The 21,986-nt window shown below is 31.6% G+C and carries 18 protein-coding genes; 8 read left to right on the plus strand and 10 right to left on the minus strand.

What is annotated here, in order from left to right; genetic code table 11:
- Positions 1 to 4,785, minus strand: a 4,785-nt coding sequence (locus tag Q4586_RS00005; protein ID WP_303525145.1) for a BspA family leucine-rich repeat surface protein, incomplete at its 3' end; no start/stop codon positions are given.
- A gap of 411 nt (positions 4,786 to 5,196) precedes the next feature.
- On the opposite strand from Q4586_RS00005, the gene Q4586_RS00010 reads away from it, so the two are divergent.
- Together Q4586_RS00010 and nhaC are read left to right on the plus strand one after the other, a co-directional pair.
- Entirely contained in the window at positions 5,197 to 5,397 is a 201-nt protein-coding gene (locus Q4586_RS00010; RefSeq protein WP_303525147.1) for a hypothetical protein, read from the plus strand.
- A gap of 44 nt (positions 5,398 to 5,441) precedes the next feature.
- Positions 5,442 to 6,926, plus strand: a complete 1,485-nt coding sequence (nhaC, locus tag Q4586_RS00015; protein WP_303525149.1) for a Na+/H+ antiporter NhaC — start codon at positions 5,442 to 5,444, stop codon at positions 6,924 to 6,926.
- Positions 6,927 to 7,191: 265 nt separating this feature from the next.
- Here the strand turns inward: nhaC and Q4586_RS00020 are convergent, their stop codons facing one another.
- Positions 7,192 to 9,150, minus strand: coding sequence for a putative porin (locus Q4586_RS00020; RefSeq protein WP_303525152.1), 1,959 nt, complete (start codon positions 9,148 to 9,150; stop codon positions 7,192 to 7,194).
- Between the two features lie 137 nt (positions 9,151 to 9,287).
- Here Q4586_RS00020 and rnhB point away from each other — a divergent pair, with 137 nt between their 5' ends.
- Both rnhB and Q4586_RS00030 read left to right on the plus strand, forming a co-directional pair.
- On the plus strand, positions 9,288 to 9,887 hold the full coding sequence (gene rnhB / locus Q4586_RS00025; protein WP_068701394.1) for a ribonuclease HII: 600 nt from the start codon (positions 9,288 to 9,290) through the stop codon (positions 9,885 to 9,887).
- Positions 9,888 to 9,920: 33 nt separating this feature from the next.
- On the plus strand, positions 9,921 to 10,979 hold the full coding sequence (locus Q4586_RS00030) for a nucleoid-associated protein (RefSeq protein WP_068701396.1): 1,059 nt from the start codon (positions 9,921 to 9,923) through the stop codon (positions 10,977 to 10,979).
- A gap of 95 nt (positions 10,980 to 11,074) precedes the next feature.
- On the opposite strand, the gene Q4586_RS00035 is transcribed toward Q4586_RS00030, so the two are convergent.
- On the minus strand, positions 11,075 to 11,665 hold the full coding sequence (locus tag Q4586_RS00035) for a PhnA domain-containing protein (RefSeq protein WP_068701398.1): 591 nt from the start codon (positions 11,663 to 11,665) through the stop codon (positions 11,075 to 11,077).
- A 56-nt stretch (positions 11,666 to 11,721) separates the two neighbouring features.
- On the opposite strand from Q4586_RS00035, the gene Q4586_RS00040 reads away from it, so the two are divergent.
- On the plus strand, positions 11,722 to 12,225 hold the full coding sequence (locus Q4586_RS00040) for a GNAT family N-acetyltransferase (RefSeq protein ID WP_303525161.1): 504 nt from the start codon (positions 11,722 to 11,724) through the stop codon (positions 12,223 to 12,225).
- Between the two features lie 77 nt (positions 12,226 to 12,302).
- Here the strand turns inward: Q4586_RS00040 and rimM are convergent, their stop codons facing one another.
- The 3 genes from rimM to Q4586_RS00055 all read right to left on the minus strand — a co-directional run bounded on the left by rimM (position 12,303) and on the right by Q4586_RS00055 (position 13,721).
- Positions 12,303 to 12,833: a ribosome maturation factor RimM gene (rimM, locus tag Q4586_RS00045; RefSeq protein ID WP_068703857.1), complete on the minus strand. Its 531-nt coding sequence runs from the start codon at positions 12,831 to 12,833 to the stop codon at positions 12,303 to 12,305.
- 16 nt (positions 12,834 to 12,849) lie between these two features.
- The gene (locus Q4586_RS00050; protein WP_068701402.1) at positions 12,850 to 13,359 is read right to left on the minus strand and encodes a 30S ribosomal protein S16; all 510 of its coding nucleotides are present in this window, start codon (positions 13,357 to 13,359) and stop codon (positions 12,850 to 12,852) included.
- Between the two features lie 170 nt (positions 13,360 to 13,529).
- Complete coding sequence (locus Q4586_RS00055; RefSeq protein WP_068701405.1) at positions 13,530 to 13,721, minus strand: cold-shock protein; 192 nt, start codon at positions 13,719 to 13,721, stop codon at positions 13,530 to 13,532.
- 241 nt (positions 13,722 to 13,962) lie between these two features.
- On the opposite strand from Q4586_RS00055, the gene dnaE reads away from it, so the two are divergent.
- From dnaE to Q4586_RS00070, 3 genes are read left to right on the plus strand one after another with little or no spacing between them, the layout of a single operon-like run.
- Positions 13,963 to 18,336: a DNA polymerase III subunit alpha gene (gene dnaE / locus Q4586_RS00060; RefSeq protein WP_303525167.1), complete on the plus strand. Its 4,374-nt coding sequence runs from the start codon at positions 13,963 to 13,965 to the stop codon at positions 18,334 to 18,336.
- Position 18,337: 1 nt separating this feature from the next.
- On the plus strand, positions 18,338 to 18,694 hold the full coding sequence (locus tag Q4586_RS00065; protein ID WP_068701409.1) for a hypothetical protein: 357 nt from the start codon (positions 18,338 to 18,340) through the stop codon (positions 18,692 to 18,694).
- Between the two features lie 35 nt (positions 18,695 to 18,729).
- Positions 18,730 to 19,368, plus strand: coding sequence for a hypothetical protein (locus tag Q4586_RS00070; RefSeq protein ID WP_303525172.1), 639 nt, complete (start codon positions 18,730 to 18,732; stop codon positions 19,366 to 19,368).
- On the opposite strand, the gene gldA is transcribed toward Q4586_RS00070, so the two are convergent.
- The 4 genes from gldA to Q4586_RS00090 all read right to left on the minus strand — a co-directional run bounded on the left by gldA (position 19,361) and on the right by Q4586_RS00090 (position 21,930).
- Positions 19,361 to 20,254, minus strand: a complete 894-nt coding sequence (gldA, locus tag Q4586_RS00075) for a gliding motility-associated ABC transporter ATP-binding subunit GldA (protein WP_303525174.1) — start codon at positions 20,252 to 20,254, stop codon at positions 19,361 to 19,363. The genes Q4586_RS00070 and gldA overlap by 8 nt on opposite strands.
- Before the next feature lie 96 nt (positions 20,255 to 20,350).
- A complete protein-coding gene (locus Q4586_RS00080) occupies positions 20,351 to 20,836 on the minus strand; it encodes a dihydrofolate reductase (RefSeq protein WP_068701415.1) in 486 nt (161 codons plus the stop codon).
- A gap of 20 nt (positions 20,837 to 20,856) precedes the next feature.
- Entirely contained in the window at positions 20,857 to 21,042 is a 186-nt protein-coding gene (locus Q4586_RS00085) for a hypothetical protein (RefSeq protein ID WP_068701417.1), read from the minus strand.
- A 63-nt stretch (positions 21,043 to 21,105) separates the two neighbouring features.
- On the minus strand, positions 21,106 to 21,930 hold the full coding sequence (locus tag Q4586_RS00090; RefSeq protein ID WP_303525177.1) for a thymidylate synthase: 825 nt from the start codon (positions 21,928 to 21,930) through the stop codon (positions 21,106 to 21,108).
- Between the last annotated feature and the right edge of the window lie 56 nt (positions 21,931 to 21,986).

A 21,986-nucleotide genomic window follows, 5' to 3' on the forward strand; every position in this document is an offset into this window, starting at 1 on the left:
TGGATTGTAAGTCAATACATTACCTACATCTTCATTATTGACAACATCGGTTGCACCCGAACTTGTTCCGATACTAATTTTATAGCCTGTTGCCGTTGCTATTGATGACCAACTTAAATTTGTACTTACTGATACATCTGTTGTTCCATCCGAAGGACTGTTTAATACCGCACACGATGGTACTCCACAATTTTTTCCGCTATCAATAATTGTCCAACCATCTACATTAATCATATTATTTCTTGCTGTTTCTCCAGAACAATAGGTACTATTTCCTCCATCAAAAATAACATTAGGCTGTAATATTTGTGCATTCCATCCGTTTAATAGTGCATCGTAATTTGTAGTTGAAAGTTTAGCATTTTTAAACATATCTTTCATAGTAGTAACCTTAGCGACATTCCAACTACCAATATTTTGATCAAAAGTTAAAGCCCCACTAAACATATAACTCATATCGGTTATGTTAGAAACATTCCAGCTACCAATATCCTGATTAAAAGAGCTTGCTCTCCAAAATATTGCTCTCATATCAGTAACCTTAGCTACATTCCAACTACCAATATCTTGATTAAAATCGACAGCGTAATTAAACATATAACTTATATTAGTTACATTAGAAACATCCCAACCACTAATATCTTGATTAAAAACTCTTGCTCTAGAAAACATTTCTTTCATATTGGTAACGTTAGCAACATTCCAATTACTAATATCTTGATTAAAGAAATTATTTTGCTTAAACATCAAACTCATATCGATAACTTTTGAGACATCCCAAAGACCTATATTTCCATTAAATATTGCCCCTTCAAACATAGATCTCATTGTTTTTACTTTAGACACATTCCAAGCATTTATATTTTGATTGAAAGAAGTTGATTTCCAAAACATAAAACTCATCAACTCTACATTAGAAACATCCCAACCACTAATATCTTGGTTAAAAGTATCGGTTGAAGCAAACATCCATTGCATCCATTTTACCTTTGATACATCCCAACTACTAATATCTTGATTAAATGCTTTTGCTGATGAAAACATCCACCCCATACTGGTTACGTTAGATACATCCCAACTACTAATATCTTGATTAAAAGAACTCGCTATGGCAAACAACGAGGTCATGTTTTCTATATTAGAAACATCCCAATTACTAATATCTTGGTTAAACTTACTAGCTCCCCAAAACATTTCTCTCATATTTATCATCTTCGATAAATCAGGTGAATCGGGTGCATTTACTTCTAAATTTTCACATCCTTTAAATGCTGCTTCCATTGAAATCCACTGGTTACTTCCCCACTGATCAACCGATAGTATTTTATCTTTATCGCTTGCATTATTAAAATAAATACGTGGAAAAGTTCCTCTAATTCGTATGGTATACGTTCCTGCTGTTAAAAAATCATGAGTAACCGATCCTGTAATTCCTGTTTCATCAAAAATCCCATCATTATCCCAATCTACATCGTAATTGTAGGTGGTGCTACCATGCGTTGGAATTGTAATTGAGGTTGCTGATGAAGTTCCTGGATTATCGGTTTTCCAAGTAGTTACAAAATCAGTTGTATTTAATGTACAAGCTAATCCAGCATCTGTAATATTCCAATTATCTGTATTAATTATATTATCTCTTGCTATTTTTCCCGAACAATACGTACTACTACCTCCATGAAAAATAACATTTGGCTGTAATGTTTGCGCATTCCATCCGTTTAATAAGGCATCGTAGTTTGGGGTTGAAAGTTTTGCATCTTTAAACATATCTACCATATTGGTAACGTTGGCTACATTCCAGCCTCCTATATTTTGATCAAAAGAAGTTGCATACTTAAACATTTCTTTCATAGAAGTAACATTAGCTACATTCCAATTACTTATATCTTGATTAAAGGAATTTACTCCTATAAACATCCGATACATATCGGTTACTTTAGCTACATCCCAGCTACCAATATCTTGATTAAATGTATTTGTATAATAAAACATTCCTCGCATAGTAGTAACATTAGAAACATCCCAATTACCAATATCTTGGTTAAAAACGGATGCATACATAAACATGTTTTTCATATTAGTTACTTTAAAAACATCCCAATTACCAATTTTTTGATTAAAAACTGATGCTGAAAAAAACATATATTCCATCGTTTCTACAGAGGAAACATCCCAATTACCAATATTTTGATTAAAAGCTTTTGCTTCATAAAACATTGAATGCATTGTTTTTACAGAAGAAACATCCCAACTTGAAATATCTCCATTAAAGGAAGTTGCTTTTTCAAAAACACCATTCATCACATCCACATTGCTTACATTCCAGTTATTAAGATTTTTATTAAAACTACTTGCTTCATAAAACATATAATTTAATGATGTAACTGAAGAAACATCCCACGCATTGATATCTTGGTTAAAAATAGTTGCTTTTGCAAATAATTCACCCATATCTGTTATTGTACTAACATCCCAATTACCAATGTTTTGATTAAAGTTTTCTGCTCCATAAAACATTAACTTCATACTTGTTGCTTTCGATAAATCTGGTGAATCTGATGCATTTATTTCTAATTTTTTACACCCAAAAAAAGCCTTTTCCATTGAAGTCCACTTCCCTTCTCCCCATTGATCAACTGAAAGTATTTTTTCTTTATCATTTGTATTATTAAAATAAATACGTGGAAAATCTCCTCTAATTCGTATGGTGTAAGTTCCGGCAGTTAAAAAATCGTGGGTAACTGATCCTGTAACTCCCAGTTCGTCAAAAATTCCGTCATTATCCCAATCTACATCGTAATTGTAACCTGTACCATGCGTTGGAATTGTAATTGAGGTTGCTGATGATGTTCCTGGATTATCCGTTTTCCAAGTAGTTACAAAATCCGTAGTACTTAAAGCACATGCTAATCCGCCATCAGTAATCGTCCAATTATCTGTATTAATTATATTATCTCTTGCTGATTTTGCTGTACAATATGTACTGCCTCCTCCACTAAAAACAACATTTGGTTGTAATGTTTGTGAGTTCCATCCGTTTAATAAAGCATCGTAGTTTGTGGTTGATAGTTCCATGTAGTGAAACATGCGATTCATGTTTGTTACATTCGTTACGTTCCAACTCCCTAAATTTTGATCAAATACAATAGCTTTTTCAAACATGCTTTCCATATTGGTAACAGATGCTACATTCCAACCAGAAATATCCTGATTAAATAAATCGGTATACCTAAACATACCTTCCATACTTGCTACCGAACTTACATCCCAACCACTAATGTTTTGATTAAAAATGGTTGTTTCTCTAAACATATTTTCCATAGAAGTAACTGAAGCTACATTCCAATTTGTGATATCAACGTTAAATGAAGTTGCTTTATAAAACATTCTTGGCATTTGTGTTACTTTACTAACATCCCAATTTGAAATATTTCCATTAAATGCTGTTGCATTCCAAAATACTCCCATCATATTGGTTACGTTACTAACATCCCAATTACTTAAATCTTGATTAAATGAAGTTGCGCTATGAAACATATTTGCTATGTTTACTACTGATGAAGTATCCCATAAACCAATAGGTTGATTAAAGGCTCTTACTCCATCAAACATACTATTCATGTTGATTACCTTACTTACATCCCAACCACTAATATCAGAATTAAAGTCTTTTGCCCAAGCTAACATTACCCCCATATCGGTAACATTACTTACATTCCATCCAGAAATATCTTGATTAAAAGCTTTTGCCCCCCAAAACATAGAATTCATATCTGTTACTGAGCTTACATCCCATAAACCTACATCTTGATTGAAATCTTTGTTTTGAAAAAACATAGATTTCATTGATTTCACCTTTGCTGTATTCCAATTACCTATAGGTTGATTATAAGAACAATAAGAAAACATGTATCCCATATTTGTAACATTACTAACATCCCAAGTATTAATATCTCCGCTAAATGCTTCAGAGAAATAAAACATCCAACTCAAGTTGGTTACCTTACTCGTATTCCATGATGAAATATCTTGATTAAAGGCTTTTGATGATGAAAACATTGACCTCATATCTGTTACGCTTCCAACATTCCAAACCCCAATAGGTTGATTAAAAACTGCTGTAGATGAAAACATGCCTGACATATTGGTAACATTACCAACATTCCAACCAGAAATATCTTGATTAAAGGCTTTTGATGACGAAAACATTGATCTCATATCTACCACATTACTCACATCCCAACTAGAGAGGTCTTGATTAAAAATTGTAGTTGATGAAAACAAACCACTCATGTCTGTTATTGTACTAACATCCCAACTATTAAGGCTCTGATTAAGGCTTGCTGCTCCAGAAAACATATATTTCATACTTGTTGCCATAGACAAATCTGGTACATCAGCTGCATTTACCTCTAAATTTTTACATCCATAAAAAGCCTTTTCCATAGAAGTCCACTTTCCATCTCCCCATTGATCTACCGAAAGTATTTTTTCTTTATCGCCTCCATTATTAAAAAAAATACGAGGAAAGTTTCCTCTAATTTGTATGGTATAGTTTCCTGCTGATAAAAAATCGTGCGTAACAGAACCTGTAACCCCTAGTTCATCAAAAACCCCATCATTATCCCAATCTACATCGTAATTATACCCACCACTTATTGTAGGAATTGTAATTGAGGTTGCTGATGAAGTTCCTGGATTATCTGTTTTCCAAGTAGTAATAAAGTTTTGAGCAGAAATCGTGTAGATAAAAAAGCACAGAATAATGGTAACTATAACTTTCATGTAATAATGTTGTCTTTTATATTATTTATAGTTGTGTAGTTATGCAACTACTTATTTTATAAGCTAATCTTAAATTATTTAATAAAATAATATTAACACATAACATTACTGTTATATGTTTTACAACAAAATTATAGATATAGACTATTTTAAATATCCCTTGTTAAGGGTAAAATTACTACCCCTGAAAACAGGGGTAAACAAGTATTAAAATTGTAAAAATAACTGCGTACCCTAAAGAGTAAAACTATCTAAAAATTGGATGTGGCAAAGATGAATAAAAACACAGCTAAGTCTAATTATTAAAAGTTATTGTACCTAGTTTTTTCCCTTTATTATATAGTTTAAAAGTCATCTACCCTAAAAAATATAAAGAATCTAAAACAGTAAGTAAAATCTCTATAAAATGCCATGGTGTCAATTTCATTTCCATACATTCAGTCACCAATAAACACATCAAAACCAGGTATTGTCCACCAATTTCACCAAATAACAATGCTTTATTTCCTATCTTTTTTACCAAGTACTATTTCGCCACAAGCAGTAACTAAAACAATTTGTATTGATGAATACATAGTTAACAAAAGTACTAAATGGTTTCTACTTGTATAATTCTTCACAAAATCGTAACATTACAAACCGAAAAATACTACATAATGCAAGACGATAAAAACTTATCTGAAATTACTATAGAAGACCAAAAAATTATTGATAATAAAGAACTAAGTATATGGGAGGCACTAATTCCTGTATTTGCCTTAATTACCATGCTAGCCTATAATGTTTTTATATATGGTGATGATGCTTTAAGTGGAAGTAATCAATTTATTTTATTATTAGGAGCTGCTGTTGCTGCTGTTGTAGGGTTTAAAAATAAAGTTTCTTACGAACAAATGATGGAAGAGGTAGCTGAGAATATAAAATCTACAGCTGGTGCTATTTTAATTCTTTTAATGGTTGGATCCTTAGCAGGAACTTGGCTAATAAGTGGTATTATACCTTCTATGATATATTATGGCTTACAAATATTGAATCCAACTATATTTTTAGTAGCCTGCTTAATTATTTGTGCTGTGATTTCTATTGCTACTGGTAGCTCTTGGACAACTTCTGCAACTGTAGGTATTGCTTTAATAGGAATTGGTGAAGCTTTAGGAATCTCATTAGGAATGACAGCAGGAGCTGTTTTATCTGGCGCTTATTTTGGTGATAAAATGTCCCCAATGTCTGACACTACAAACTTAGCTCCAGCCATGGCAGGTACCGATTTATTTACACATATTCGTTATATGTCTTATACAACTGTTCCTACATTTATTGTAACTATAATCTTTTTTATGATTTTAGGTTTTACACAAACAACAACTGGCGAAGCAAATACTCAAAACCTATTAGCTGATATAGATAAAGCTTTTAATATTTCTCCTTGGTTATTTATAGTTCCGATATTAGTAATTATTTTAATAATAAAGAAAACCCCACCATTAATTGCTTTATTAGCAGGAACAATTTTAGGCGGAATTTTTTCATTAATTTTTCAACCCCAAGTTGTTGCGCAAATTGCTGGTGTAGAAGTTTTAGATTTTAACTCCGCATATAAAGGTGTAATGCAAGCTATAACTGTTGAAACTTCTGTTGCTACAGATAATGAAATTTTAAAAGATTTATTTACTGCTGGTGGTATGAAAAAAATGCTAGGTACTGTATGGTTAATACTTTTGGCTATGGTTTTTGGTGGAATTATGGATGCTATCGGAGCATTGGCAAGAATTAGTAGTTTTATGTTAGGACTATTCGATTCTGTATTCGGTTTATTTGCAAGTACAGTAGCAACTTGTGTTGGTTTAAATTTTACAGCCTCTGATCAGTATTTAGCAATTGTAGTGCCAGGTAAAATGTACGCAAAAGCATATAAAGATAAAGGTTTAGCTCCTGAAAATTTAAGTAGAACTCTTGAAGATTCTGGTACAGTAACCTCTGTATTAATTCCTTGGAATACTTGTGGAGCTTATCACTCTGGTGTATTAGGAGTGCCAGTTATAGATTACGCTTTTTATGCTATGTTTAACTGGATGAGTCCGTTTATGACTTTATTATTCGCTGCTTTTAGAATTAAAATTAGAGAAATCGCAAAAAAATAATAAAAAGTAACCACAAAAGACGTTGAATTACTAACCAATATTGCTTTGCTTTCTAAAGCACATTGGGGTTATTCTAACGAGTTAATAGAAAGTTGGCGAGGTGATTTAACTGTTACTGCTAAAATAATTGAAAGTCTATTTGTTTATAATAATTGATAAAAAAGAAAATAGCACTATAGCCCCCATGAGAACCTGTGTAATAAAACCATCAAACCTATATTTAAATCTCATTGCTTATCCAAAACTATAAGTTATCGTCTTACGATTAGATAAACCAATTCCAAACAACTCCAAAACGAATTACAAAATCTCTATATGGATGGCTCGGTGCCGATAAATAGTTTTTCTTTAAAAAGAAAGAACTCACATTATCGGCTTTAAAATAAATACGTGTTCTTCGTACTCGACCATTAAAAAATAAATCAACGGTTGGGTAACCTATTTCTGTATCATTTTGCAACCTAAACTCTGCTAATAAAGGATTATAAGCGTTTGCCTTGTATTTAGAAAAATAGTTGAATGTAGCTCCTATTTGTACAAACAATGGGTTTCCTTTAAACCAATTACCTGAATAATATAGTGTATTTCTTGTTACAAATTCAGGAACTCTAAATACACTACCCCCACTAGCTACTTTTTGATACATTAATGTATTATCAAGCGCAAATTTTCCAAAAACAAATTCCTTCGATACTTTTGCTTTTAAATAATCAACACTACCTGAAAACTGTTGCGGCTTACTATTTTCATCAAAATACGTGTAGTTATCAATACTTGTAATATCAACACTAGCATTTGCCCATTTAGATTCAATAACACCTCCTATAGTTTTAGTTCCTACAGATGTAAAGTCGTTTTCCCAGTTATATTTATTATAACTACTTTGGTGCAATAAAAAATTAAAATTTGGTAACTTATTGCTAATTTCTAATCGTCCTTTTACCGTAAATAAACTATCCTTTTTATAAAAAGCTTCTGCTTTTAAATTATTTCCTGAAAGGCGTCCGCTACCTGGTGTTAAATTACCAGATGCGTTTACATAAAAATTATTGATTTTTCCGTTCCAATTTGCTCCAAACGAAACTCCATCTCCTTTCAGTTTATTCTTAGTAATACCTACTAGGTTGTTTTGTAAATTTTCATATCCATATTTATAGGTACTATACCCTGTTTTTACTCTAAATTTACCAAGAATATATTTTGAATTAAAATCTAAGAAAAACTCATTATTATATACCAAAAAATTAGCCCTGTCATTTATGGTTCCTGTTATGGTTGCATCTCCAAAAATTAAAGGAGTTGCTGCTGATTGATTAAAACGGTAGTATTTAGAGTTTCTCGTAAAAGAATGTCCTACTTTTAAATTTGAAAAATCTTTTTGATGCAAACTATCTTTTGCAGATACTATTTTAAACGTATGCTCAAAATACAAGCGTTTTCCCTCTAAGGTACTTTCTGCATCATTTAAATTTATATCTAACCTACCTCTACTATTAAAGTTAGGGTCTTCATTAAGAAATGCAGTTAAAGAAGCATCTGTTAACCCTCCATTTTCTTGATTTAAAAAATCTTGATTTACCGCATGACCTCTAATAAAATATTGCCCTTTTGGACTCTCATATTTAAAACTCAACCTAAAATTACCTGTACTCGCCAATGATCGTCGATAAGTACCTAATGATCTAAGTCCTTTATACGAAATTCCTACATTAAAACGTTTTGAAAAATTCGTTGTAAATAAAATATCTAAAACCTGCCCTTGCTCTAAACCTGTTCTATATAAAACCTCTGTTGTGGGCGTAGGCACATGGTAGTAATCTACATCTTCAATTTCAAAAAAACCAAATTGTTTAGCTCGAAAACCAATATCAGGAAATTGAGAAATATTGTTAAAATTATACCCTAAATTATTAAACGTTTGCCCTTGGTTATGAAAAGGTAATAATTCGAAATTATCCTTTCTTAAAAAATTAAATTTATAATGTTTTTTTAATGTAAGTGTCGTGTCAATAATCGTCGTGTCATTTTTAAATGAAATTATTTTATAGTCCGTATACTTCGTTTTTCCACTAAGTTTTACATTAATTTCATTGTTAGATACAGAATCTAAATTTTGATTTAACCCATTATTAAATCCACCTAAACCATTATCTAATTGCCTAATTTGAGCAAAGAGCAGCTGTACACTTATCAAACAAAAAAACACTAAAAAACTTTTCTTCATAGCTACAAAAGTAAAATAATTAAACGAAACCGATACGACCAAAACGGTATAAACCTATGTTAAAGTATATTACTTTATGTATTCTCTTTTTTTGTAAAACATTATTTTAATTTATTTGAAAGCCGTTAATTTGCAGCATGTTAAAATTAAACTATAGCGGGCATTTACTAGAAGCCGGAACCGATGAAGCTGGCAGAGGTTGTTTATCAGGTCCTGTGGTTGCAGCTGCTGTTATTTTGCCTAAAAACTTTAAACATGAGTTGTTAAATGATTCTAAACAACTATCAGAAAAAAAACGTCAAGAATTACGTCCTTATATAGAAAAGCATGCACTTGCTTATGCCATTGCTTTTATAGATCATAAAGAAGTAGATGAAATAAACGTTTTACAAGCCTCAATAACTGGTATGCAACGCGCTATCGCACAACTCTCACCTCAACCAGAGTTTATTATTGTTGATGGCAACAAGTTTAAACCATACAAAGAAACTCCGCATCAAACTATTGTAAAAGGTGATGCTAAATTTATGAGTATTGCCGCTGCCTCTGTTTTAGCAAAAACATATAGAGATGATTATATGGAAAAATTGCATCAAGAATTTCCACAATATAATTGGCAAAAAAACAAAGGATACCCAACCAAAGAACATCGAAATGCAATTCGTCAATTTGGTATAACACCTTATCATCGTACCACTTTTAAATTACTTCCAGAACAGTTTAAATTAAAACTTTAGTTTTTCTATTTTTGTCTTCCAATATTTTAGAAGATGATTAAAAGAACGCGTGCCGAAATTAGCAAATGTATTATTCATAAAGTTGCTAATAAATACAACAGTGGTCAAAATGCATTATCAGAAAGTTTAGTTCGTTTCGATGAAGAAAGTTACGAACTACTAATGCCTTTTTTATTAAAAAACTTTGGTACAGTAACACAAAGTTATCGTTTTAACCACCATGCCGACGTTCGTTTAAACGAAATTAACAAATATACTTCTGATATTTTTGAAGATGATAGTAATGAAGTTTTCATTGAACATTCTAAAAATATTGTAAATCATTTATACGAACAATCAAACTCTGCCAATATAAAAACCGGTGATGTAATTGTTGCCTATTTTGAAGGCATCGAATATAAAGACATTTTAACCGAAGCTATTGGGGTTTTTAAGATTGAAAGTAAAGTTGATTTTTTTCAAACTTATTTAGATGATGATGATAGTTTTGATGTAGTAGTTCAAAAAGGAATCTCTACAAAAAAATTAGACAAAGGTTGTTTAATTATAAATTCTTCGGATGCTGAAGGAACCGTAATTTTATCGGTAGATAACAACCAATACGATGCTCAATATTGGATTAAGAATTTTTTAAACGCTAAATTTGCTGACGATCGTAATTTACATACACAAAACTATTTAGAAATGTGTAAAGATTTTTCGGAAGAAATTATTAAACCTGAATTTGGTAAACAAGAACAAAGTAATTTTTTAGCAAATACTGTAGATTACTTTAAAGAAAATGAAAGTGTAGATTATCACGGTTTTAAAGAAGAAGTTTTTGAAAATGAAAAACACCAAGGAATGTTTGAAGATTACAAAAAACATTTTGAAGGTTTAAATGATGTTTTAATTCGTAATAATTTTGAAGTTTCAGATGCGGTTTTAAAAAAGGAAAAAAGTAAGTTTAAAACTGAAATTAAACTCGACACTAACATCCAAATTAAAATTGATGTAGATGCGCCTGATGCTTCTTCTGAATACCTAGAACAAGGTTATGATGAGGATAAAAAAATGAAATATTATAAAGTATTTTACAATACTGAAAAATAAGAATTAAAAAAGGGAACGTTTTAAAACGTTCCCTTTTTTAATTCTTATTTTTTAACGTCATTCTGAACTTGTTTCAGAATCTCATCGTTAAATTCCTACTCCTTCTCTGCCATTTTCTTAACATAATCGGTAATGATTACAATTTGCGTAGGCCCAACTTTACCTTCAATGTATTTAGCATTTTCATGATCTAAAGAAATTCTACGAACCGCAGTACCCTGTTTTGCAACCATACTAGAGCCTTTTACTTTTAAATCTTTAATTAATACTACAGAATCGCCAGCCTGTAAAATAGCTCCATTAGCATCTCTATGAATTATTTTTTCACTTTCATCTAAATGATCTCCGCTTTCTTTTGCAAAACGTAAATCATCATCTTCCAAATACAACATATCTAATAAATCTTGTGGCCAACCTTCTTTGCGAAGTCTAGATAACATTCTCCACGCTACAACTTTTACAGCTCTAAACTCACTCCACATACTATCATTTAAACAACGCCAGTGATTTGCGTCCGTTTTATCAGCATCCTCAATCTGTTCAATACAAGTAGCACAAGCTAATAAACTTCCATCTACTCCACCGACTGACATTGGAGGAACTTCATAAATTGATAAATCATTTTTTGAAGCACATAACTCACACTGGTTGCCACTTCTATCTTGTAACTCTTGTAATAAACTCATTTTTTATACTATAAATTAAGGGCTGTAAAAGTACATTTTTATTTTATCTTTATGGGATGATTTTAGAAAGCGAACGATTAATTATAAAAGAAGCTAAAGTGAATGAGGCTTCTTTCTATTTTGAACTATTTAACGATCCTGATTGGATTGAATTCATAGGTGATAAAAAATTGAAATCTGTTGAAGAAACTCGTATTTATTTAAAAGATATTCTATTTAAAAATTCAAAACTAGGTGGATTAGGTTTTTTTACCGTAACCTTAAAAGAAAACAACAAACCCATTGGAACTTCAACTGCTTTACAAAGAGATAAGTTAGATTTTATTGATATTGGTTATGGATTTCTACCTGAAGGAAGAGGTAAAGGTTATGCTACTGAAGCCACTAAACTAATCATTGAATATGTTCGGACTAAATTTAAGCAAAAAAAAGTATTAGCTTTTACAATGCCCAAAAACCAGGCTTCTCAGAAACTCTTAAAAAAAATAGGTTTTAAATTTATTGGTATGCAACAAGTTTTTGAAAATGAAGACGATTATGTGTTTGAATATCTTTTTTAACCCCACCATAATGATGTTACTAAAACAAAAAAACGAAAGATAAAATCTTTCGTTTTTTAGAATGTATTTAAAAAGAATTAATCTTCAAAATATAATTCAATTAACCCTTCTGGTGTTTCAACTTCAATAGTTTTATTATCGCGATCTACTTTTTTTATAAAGTCATCAATCATCGGTATAAAAATTTCAGTTCCCTCATTTTCAATTTCAAAAAGAGGTTGCGCCGCCTTATCATTGATATAAACTAATTTACCGACTTTACCGAACTTTTTATCAACAATAGTAAAACCTATAACTTCGTGATAATAAAATTTATTTCCTGATAATTTTGGCAATAAATTTAAAGGTAAATAAATTCCTGCGCGCATTATTGCGTCGGCATCTGCCTCAGAATCTACATCTTCAAACTTTACGCGAAACATAGTGTTTTTACTTAACGAAGATTTTTCAATAAAAAAAGGAACCAGATTATTGCCTAAATCGACAAAAACTGATTCCAAATTTTCGTAAAGATCGGGTTCATCGGTATCTAATTTAATAACTACCTCACCCTTAAAACTATGTTTTTTAACGATTTTGCCAAGATAAAAGCATTCTTCTTTTTGCAACATCGTAATACAGTTTTTATTCTTCGCTATCTGCTCCACCTTCAGCAGCTACCTCTTCTGTATCTGCAACAACAGGCTCAGGAGTATTAGCAGCAATACGCGCTTCGTTTACGGCTTTTTCAGCATCTAAAGCTTTTGCTTTTGCATCTGCTTCAGCTTTTGCTAAACCATCTACTTTACCAGCAACTTTACCAGTTTTTTCTTCTAACCAAGCAGCAAATTTAGCGTCTGCTTGCTCTTCAGTTAAAGCACCTTTCTTTACTCCACCAGCTAAATGGTTTTTTAGTAAAGCACCTTTGTAAGATAAAATGTTTCTAGCAGTGTCAGTTGGCTGAGCACCTTTTTGTAACCATTCTACAGCTGTATCAACATCTAAGTCGATAGTTGCAGGGTTAGTGTTTGGATTGTAAGTTCCGATTTTTTCTAAGAAACGACCGTCTCTTTTTGATCTTGAATCAGCTGCTACTACCCAGTAAAAAGGTTTTCCTTTTTTACCGTGTCTTTGTAATCTAATTTTTACAGGCATAATTTTAATTTTTAAGGTACGCGACCTTGATTATTAACAAATCTTATCATCTCGTGATAAGTGGGCGCAAATTTATAGTTTTTTTCTTTATAAAGAAAACAAAACTAACTTTATTGCAATAAAAAAGAGCCTGAAAAACAAGCTCTTAAGAAAAATTAAATAAGTATTAATTATAATACTCTAACGTCTACTGCGTTTAATCCTTTTTTTCCTTCTTTAAGATCAAATTCTACTGTATCTCCTTCTCTAATCTCATCGATTAAACCTGATACGTGTACAAAGTGCTCTGTGTTTGATCCTGTTTCTGTAATAAATCCAAATCCTTTAGATTCATTGAAGAACTTTACTGTTCCTTCTTTCATTGTAATAAAAATTATAATTTAATAAAGTGCAAAGATACTTTTATTTATTGACTCTCTATTAGTTTTTATTGCAATTATTTAAAACTTAACACCTACATAACAATAAGTTAGCTTTTATACATTTAAAAACATTCTCTCAACACTTTAAACCTTCGTTAATAACTTATAAAACAAACACCGTAAATTCTTTGTATTTTTACACTGTATTTTACCTAAACACTTCAATAATTAAACATTCTCGATGTATTTAATTTTCGATACCGAAACTACTGGATTACCTAAAAGCTGGAACGCTCCTATTACCGACACCAACAATTGGCCAAGAGCTATACAGATAGCATGGCAATTACATGACGAATTGGGTAATTTAGTTGAACATAATGATTTTTTAATTCAGCCTGATGGATTTAACATTCCGTACGACGCAGAAAGAATTCATGGTATCTCTACCGATTTAGCACAAGAGCAAGGTATTCAGCTTTCCGAAGGGTTAGCTTTATTTAACGATGCTTTACAAAAAGCAAAATTTGTGGTAGGTCAAAATGTAGGTTTCGATGTAAATATTATGGGGTGTGAATTTCATCGTTTAGGTATTGAAAACAACTTAACCCAACTACCTGTTTTAGATACTTGTACCGAACAAACCGCCAGTATGTGCCAAATACCTGGAGGTCGTGGAGGAAAATTTAAACTACCAACATTAACTGAATTACATCAACATTTGTTTGGCTCAGGTTTTGGTGAAGCACATAATGCAACAGCCGATGTTGAAGCAACCACACGTTGTTTTTTAGAATTAATAAGGCTTGAGCAGTTTACAAAACAACAACTTCAATGTGAAGACGACTTTTTTAATCGATTTAAAGAAGTTAACCCTAATACAATTCAAGTAATTGGGTTAAATCATTTAAACCTTAAAAAGGAAAGTGACAAAATTCGTGTTCGAATTGAAAAATCTAAAGGAGCTAAAGCAACTATAAATACGAATGAAGCTTTAGCTGAGTTAAAAAATGTTCAATTTGCACACCTTCATAATCACACCCAATATTCAGTTTTACAATCAACCATTCAAATTGGTAATATTGTAAAAGCTGCGGCAAATGACAACATGTCTGCCGTTGCAATGACCGATACAGGTAATATGATGGCTGCTTTCCATTTTGTAGAAGCCGTTTTTAAACATAATAAATCAGTAACTGCTGCAAATAAAGAAGCTGTTGAAAATGGAAATCAAGCAACACAACAAACTTTAAAACCAATTGTAGGTTGCGAATTTAATATCTGTACCGATCACACAAATAAAAGTCAAAAAGACAACGGATACCAAGTTGTTTTACTAGCAAAAAACAAAAAAGGATATCACAATTTAGCAAAAATGTCATCCATCGCTTTTGTTGATGGATTTTACTACATTCCAAGAATTGACAAAAAAGTAATTGAACAATACAAGGAAGATATTATTGTACTTACAGGAAACCTTTATGGTGAAGTGCCTAGTAAAATATTAAATGTTGGTGAGGCGCAGGCAGAAGAAGCTTTACTTTGGTGGAAAGAACAATTTGGTGATGATTTGTATATCGAATTAATGCGCCACAATCAACAAGATGAAAAGGTTGTAAATGAAACACTTTTAAAGTTTTCAAAAAAACATAACATAAAAACAGTTGCTTCAAACAACACTTTTTATTTAGATAAAGAAGATGCCAATGCTCATGATATTTTATTGTGTGTAAAAGATGGTGAAAAACAAGCAACACCAAAAGGAAGAGGAAGAGGTTACCGTTATGGTTTACCAAACGATGAATATTACTTCAAGTCATCCGAAGAAATGAAGGCTTTGTTTGCTGATCTTCCTGAGGCAATCATCAACATTCAAGAAATTGTTGATAAAATTGAACCCTATACACTTGCTCGTGATGTTTTATTACCCGCTTTTGATATTCCTGAAGAGTTTAAAGATGTAAAAGATGAAGAAGATGGTGGAAAAAGAGGTGAAAATAATTTTTTACGCCATTTAACCTATGTAGGTGCAAAAAAGCGATACGGTGAAATTACAGAAAGTATTCGCGAACGTTTAGACTTTGAGTTAGAAGTAATTGAAAAAACAGGGTATCCTGGTTATTTTTTAATTGTAGAAGATTTTATCCGCGAAGCAAGAAACATGGACGTTTCGGTAGGGCCTGGTCGTGGATCTGCTGCCGGATCTGTGGTTGCTTACTGTTTATGGATTACCAATATTGACCCGATTAAGTATGATTTACTTTTTGAGCGTTTCTTAAACCCTGAACGTGTATCGATGCCCGATATTGATATTGATTTTGATGATGAAGGTCGTGGTCGGGTAATGGATTACGTAATTGAAAAATACGGTGCAAATCAAGTTGCGCAAATTATTACCTACGGTACCATGGCTGCAAAATCTTCTATTAGAGATACTGCTCGTGTACTTGATTTACCGCTGTTTGAAGCCGACAGAATTGCCAAGTTGATTCCTGGGATGAAACTGAAGAAAATATTTTCTTTGGATGAAAAAACGCTAAAAGAAAAACTTAGAGCTGAAGAAATTGAATTGGTTAACGAGCTAAAGCGCTTGTCTGACGGATCCGATTTAATGGCAGAAACCATTAACAAAGCACGTGTTTTAGAAGGTTCGGTACGTAATACTGGTATTCATGCTTGTGGTGTAATTATTACACCTGACGATATTACCAAGTTTGTTCCTGTTGCCTTGGCTAAGGATTCTGACATGTACGTAACTCAGTTCGACAACTCGGTTGTTGAAGATGCTGGCTTACTAAAAATGGATTTTTTAGGATTAAAAACGCTAACCTTAATAAAAGATACCGTTAAAATTGTAAAAGCACGACATGACGTTTTGCTAGATCCTGAAAATTTTCCGCTAGATGATATAAAAACATACGAACTATTCCAAAGAGGAGAAACGGTTGGTATTTTTCAATACGAATCTCCCGGTATGCAAAAACATATGCGATCTTTAAAACCTACCGTTTTTGAAGATTTAATTGCCATGAATGCTTTGTATCGTCCAGGACCAATGGAATATATTCCTTCTTTTATCCGAAGAAAACACGGAGATGAAGAAATTGAATACGATTTACCTGCCATGGAAGAATACCTTGCTGAAACCTACGGAATTACCGTATACCAAGAGCAAGTAATGTTATTATCGCAAAAACTAGCTGATTTTACCAAAGGTGAAGCCGATGTTTTACGTAAAGCAATGGGTAAAAAGCAAATTGCGGTACTCGACAAAATGAAACCTAAGTTTGTAGAACAAGCTATGGCTAACGGCCATGATGCTAAAAAACTTGAGAAAATTTGGACTGACTGGGAAGCTTTTGCATCGTATGCCTTTAACAAATCGCACTCTACCTGTTATGCTTGGATTGCTTATCAAACAGCGTATTTAAAAGCACATTACCCTGCTGAATATATGGCTGCTGTACTTTCAAACAACATGAACGATATCAAATCGGTTTCGTTTTTTATGGAAGAATGTAAACGAGCCGGAATTACCGTTTTAGGACCCGATGTAAATGAATCTTTTTCTAAATTTTCAGTAAATAAAGAAGGTGCTATCCGTTTTGGTATGGCAGCCATTAAAGGTGTTGGTACCTCAGCTGTAAATGCGATTATTAATGAACGTCAAGAAAACGGTCACTTCTCTTCTGTTTTTGACATTGCCAAACGTGTTGATTTAAGAGTTGCTAACAAAAAAGCTTTTGAAGGATTAATTTTAGCTGGTGGGTTTGATTCTTTTACAAACACACACAGAGCACAATATTTTATTGAAGACGAAAAAGGACAAAAATTTATAGAAAAAGCACTCCGCTTTGGTAATAAATATCAAGAAAACAAAAACTCTTCTCAAGTGTCTTTATTTGGTGGAGGATCTGATGAGGAAATGCCTGAACCTATTATTCCTATTTGTGATACTTGGGGAACTATGGAATTACTTGGAAAAGAAAAAGAAGTAGTTGGTATTTATATTTCTGCCCATCCGTTAGATGATTTTAAAAACGAATTAAAATTTACCAACGCTAGTCTTTCTTATTATAACGATTTACCAAAATACGAAGGAATGGCAATGTCATTTGGAGGAATAGTTACCGATGTACAACATCGAGTTTCAAAAGCAGGAAAAGGATGGGCTACTTTTTTTATTGAAGATTATAGCGAAAATTTTGAGTTTAGAATTTTTGGTGAAGAATACTTAAGGTTTAAACACTTTTTAGTTCCTAATTCTTTTTTGTTTGTAAAAACAATGATAAAACCAGGTTGGACAAACAAAGAAGGTATAAAAGGGGAACCTAGAATTAGCTTTACCGATTTTTTATTACTGCACGATATTATGGAAAAAATGTGTAAGAAAATCACTATAAAAATGCCTTTGCAAGAAGTAAATGAAAACAAAATTAAAGATTTGCAACACCTATTTGTAACCAATAGCGGAACGCATAATTTACACTTTACCATTTGGGAAGCCAATGAAAAAATAGAACTGAATTTACCAAGTAGAAACACAAAAATTAAAATTTCAAACGAATTTTTAAAACTGTTAGATGAGCAACATATTAATTATAAATTGAATTAAAATGCTTCCTAAACATCATAATAGTGATTCTATATTAATAAACGCTGTTGATGAAGAATTATACACAAACTTAATTCTTCAACTAAATAAAGATTTTAGCTTAGCTAATTTAACAATTAATTTAACCAAAAATAGCACTCATTTTGCATTAAAAGAAGCATTAAAAAAAGTGCTAAAACATTTAATTCTTACAGATTTAAACAGCTATAAAAACCTTTTATATATTGTTGACGTTCCTGAAGTAATGGTTTATAAAAAAGGGTTGTCCGATATTGATATCTATATCGAAAACATAGTCTTTTTAATATTAAAAAGAGTCTGGATAAAAGTATGGTATCAAGCTAATTACTCAACCTAACTGTTATACAAAATTATTATATTTGTTTAAAAAACATGAAAAACTCATTTCTACTTTTATTATTAGTTTTAATTTCATCCAGTTGTGCAACAACAAAAACAACAAAGTATATTGCTGGTAAATATTATGAAGAAATAAAATCTTCAAAACCAATACACATACCTAAGCCTCAAAAAATACCTACCGCTTCTAATAAACTACCATACCCTTTTATACATATAAATGGTTTTGTAAATTATAAAATACAAAAATCTAAATACGTTAAAAACAATAGTGGCAATCTTATAAATGAGCTTAATTTTTACGCTACACACTCCTCTTTTTACACAAGAAAAGTAATGTACGACACCTTTAACAACTGGGATAAAAACTTATTTATAAGCAATCAAAGAGTACCTATGCTTATTTGGGAAAAAGTAAAATTATTACCCAATAGAGATGAAAATTTTTACGTTGTTGCTGGAGGTTATGAGGACACAAACTCTAAAAAAAACACCATTTACTCATCTATTTCTATTTTAGATAGTAAAGGAAACGACTGCTTAACAAACAAAACACCAATACTTAAAAAAGAGATAATGCAATTTTTTAGTAACGGAATTAAAAACCTAAACACTGACCAAGAGTTTTACGCTAAGTTTTGGGGACTAATAAATAAAAAAACAACTAACTAGTCAACTCCCTAAACAAACTTTCTAGATTCTTATTTTCAGCATTTAAACCAAGAATCTTCAATCCGTTTTCTTGAGCAAAATCAAAAATTACTGGGCGCATATCTTTTGTTGTTTCAAAAGTAAGTGTCCAGTTATTTTCTATGGTATTTTTGTAAGATGTTAAGTTTGGTAATCGTTTTATAAACTGTTCTTCTAATTTATAATCAAACGTAACTTTTAATACTTGTTCGTTACTTGTTTTAAGTTCCGAAATTGGTTTATCAACCACCAATTCACCTTTATTTATAATTATTACGCGATCACACATTGCTTCTACTTCTTGCATAATATGTGTAGATAATAAAACCGTTTTATCTTTACCTAATTCTTTTATCAACTCACGAATTTCAACTAACTGATTAGGGTCTAAACCAGTAGTTGGCTCATCTAAAATCAACACTGCTGGATTGTGTAAAATTGCTGCTGCTAACCCAACTCGTTGGCGATATCCTTTTGATAATTGATTAATTTTTTTGTGCGCCTCAACTGATAATCCAACCTGTTGAATAACCGTTTCTATTTTATTTTTTTTAACTTGATGTAAGGATGCTTGAAACTGTAAATATTCACGCACATACATATCTAAATACAACGGATTGTGCTCGGGTAAATATCCAATGCTTTTTTGCGCGTCAATAGGGTTTATAATAACATCAATTCCGTTTACTAAAACAGTTCCTTCGGTTGGCCGAATAAAACCAGTTAAAATTTTCATTGTGGTAGATTTCCCTGCGCCATTTGGACCTAAAAACCCAACAATTTCGCTTTTTTTTGCTTCAAAAGAAATACCTTTAACTACTTTTTGGTTTCCGTATGTTTTAGAAATATCAGTAAGTTGTATTGACATATTTTTATCAAGTAAAATTCTAAAATAAAATTCAGAATAACATTTTTATGAGGTCTCGACTACGCTCGTTCTGATATTAAAAAAACGAACAATTGTTTATCTTTTTATGTATGAAACAAAACTATAATCGTATTTATTCTTTTCGTCTGCTTTAAAGTCTTCTCTTGCTACTTCTTTCCAAATATCAGTATCTATTTCTGGAAAAAAAACATCAGCTTCAAAACTGTGATGTACTATAGTGATATCTAATCTATCTGCTAAATTTTTAGCTAAAACCTCTTTATAAATTTGAGCGCCACCAATTATAAAAGCGCTTTTTTCATCAACTAAATCAATAGCTTCCTCAACAGAATTAGCAATTAAACACCCTTCTTTAACATATTCGTTATTTCTAGTTATTATTACTGATGTTCTGTTTGGTAAAGGTTTTCCAATACTTTCAAAAGTATTGCGTCCCATTAAAATATGATGCCCTGAAGTTACTTTCTTAAATCGTTTTAAATCGGCAGGAAGGTGCCAAATTAAATCGTTATCTTTTCCTAAAGCATTATTGTTTGCAATTGCAGCGATTAATGTAATCATAAATTATAGTTACCGAGCAATTATATACTTTTTGCCCATTCTTTTATATAACTTGTTAAGTCTCTTTTTTGGGTAATTGATTCTTCTAAAACATCTATTTGAATATTATCTACAAGTGTTTTAATAGCATTTAAAACTTCTTCATCGTTAATATCAGCAATTTTATCGTAAAGGGAATCTTTTAAAACATCAACATTTGTGGTCATTTAATATATTTTTTTAGTTCCTCTGACAAAGTTACTAAACAAACTAGTAAAAATAAAGTTAAATTATACTGCTACAACCCCTTTTATATGCGGATGCGGGTTGTAGTTTATTAATTCAAAATCTTCAAAAGTAAAATCTTCAATATTTTTTATGGCTGGGTTAATTTTTATTGATGGTAATGATCTTGTTTCTCTAGATAATTGCAGTTCTAATTGTGCTACATGGTTGTTATAAATATGAGCATCACCAAAGGTGTGAATAAATTCGCCTGCTTCATAACCACAAACCTGAGCGATCATCATAGTAAACAATGCATATGAAGCGATATTAAACGGAACGCCTAAAAAAATATCAGCACTTCGTTGGTATAATTGACAAGATAATTTTCCGTCTGCTACATAAAACTGAAAAAATGCATGACATGGTGGCAATGCTGCTTTATTATTGGCTACATTTTCAGAAAATGATTTTGAAGTATCTGGCATTACTGAAGGATTCCAAGCAGAAACTAACATTCTACGGCTGTTCGGATTTTTCTTTAAAGTAGCTATTACTTCTTTTAACTGATCAACCTCATCGCTATTCCAATTACGCCATTGATGCCCATAAACAGGTCCTAAATCACCATTTTCATCTGCCCAAGAATTCCATATTTTCACACCATTTTCTTGTAAATACTTAATATTTGTATCACCTTTTATAAACCAAAGCAATTCGTATATAATCGATTTTAAGTGTAACTTTTTAGTTGTCACCATCGGAAAACCTTTACTTAAATCAAATCGCATTTGATGCCCAAAAACACTTTTTGTTCCTGTTCCTGTTCTATCACCTTTCTCGTTTCCGTTTTCTAAAACGTGTTTTACTAAGTCTAAATATTGCTTCATCTTTTTACTTGTGATTTTTGTAAAAATAAAAAAGCTTCAACGTTTAATGCTGAAGC

It is taken from the genome of Tenacibaculum soleae (assembly GCF_030549005.1).
GTDB classification, from domain to species: domain Bacteria; phylum Bacteroidota; class Bacteroidia; order Flavobacteriales; family Flavobacteriaceae; genus Polaribacter; species Polaribacter soleae.

Coding starts and splice junctions, on each gene's coding strand:
- Q4586_RS00010 (WP_303525147.1), top strand. CDS start 5,197: ATGGTGTCAATTTCATTTCCATACATTCAGTCACCAATAAACACATCA.
- nhaC (WP_303525149.1), top strand. CDS start 5,442: ATGCAAGACGATAAAAACTTATCTGAAATTACTATAGAAGACCAAAAA.
- Q4586_RS00020 (WP_303525152.1), bottom strand. CDS start 9,150: ATGAAGAAAAGTTTTTTAGTGTTTTTTTGTTTGATAAGTGTACAGCTG.
- rnhB (WP_068701394.1), top strand. CDS start 9,288: ATGTTAAAATTAAACTATAGCGGGCATTTACTAGAAGCCGGAACCGAT.
- Q4586_RS00030 (WP_068701396.1), top strand. CDS start 9,921: ATGATTAAAAGAACGCGTGCCGAAATTAGCAAATGTATTATTCATAAA.
- Q4586_RS00035 (WP_068701398.1), bottom strand. CDS start 11,665: ATGAGTTTATTACAAGAGTTACAAGATAGAAGTGGCAACCAGTGTGAG.
- Q4586_RS00040 (WP_303525161.1), top strand. CDS start 11,722: ATGATTTTAGAAAGCGAACGATTAATTATAAAAGAAGCTAAAGTGAAT.
- Q4586_RS00050 (WP_068701402.1), bottom strand. CDS start 13,359: ATGCCTGTAAAAATTAGATTACAAAGACACGGTAAAAAAGGAAAACCT.
- Q4586_RS00055 (WP_068701405.1), bottom strand. CDS start 13,721: ATGAAAGAAGGAACAGTAAAGTTCTTCAATGAATCTAAAGGATTTGGA.
- dnaE (WP_303525167.1), top strand. CDS start 13,963: ATGTATTTAATTTTCGATACCGAAACTACTGGATTACCTAAAAGCTGG.
- Q4586_RS00065 (WP_068701409.1), top strand. CDS start 18,338: ATGCTTCCTAAACATCATAATAGTGATTCTATATTAATAAACGCTGTT.
- Q4586_RS00070 (WP_303525172.1), top strand. CDS start 18,730: ATGAAAAACTCATTTCTACTTTTATTATTAGTTTTAATTTCATCCAGT.
- gldA (WP_303525174.1), bottom strand. CDS start 20,254: ATGTCAATACAACTTACTGATATTTCTAAAACATACGGAAACCAAAAA.
- Q4586_RS00080 (WP_068701415.1), bottom strand. CDS start 20,836: ATGATTACATTAATCGCTGCAATTGCAAACAATAATGCTTTAGGAAAA.
- Q4586_RS00085 (WP_068701417.1), bottom strand. CDS start 21,042: ATGACCACAAATGTTGATGTTTTAAAAGATTCCCTTTACGATAAAATT.
- Q4586_RS00090 (WP_303525177.1), bottom strand. CDS start 21,930: ATGAAGCAATATTTAGACTTAGTAAAACACGTTTTAGAAAACGGAAAC.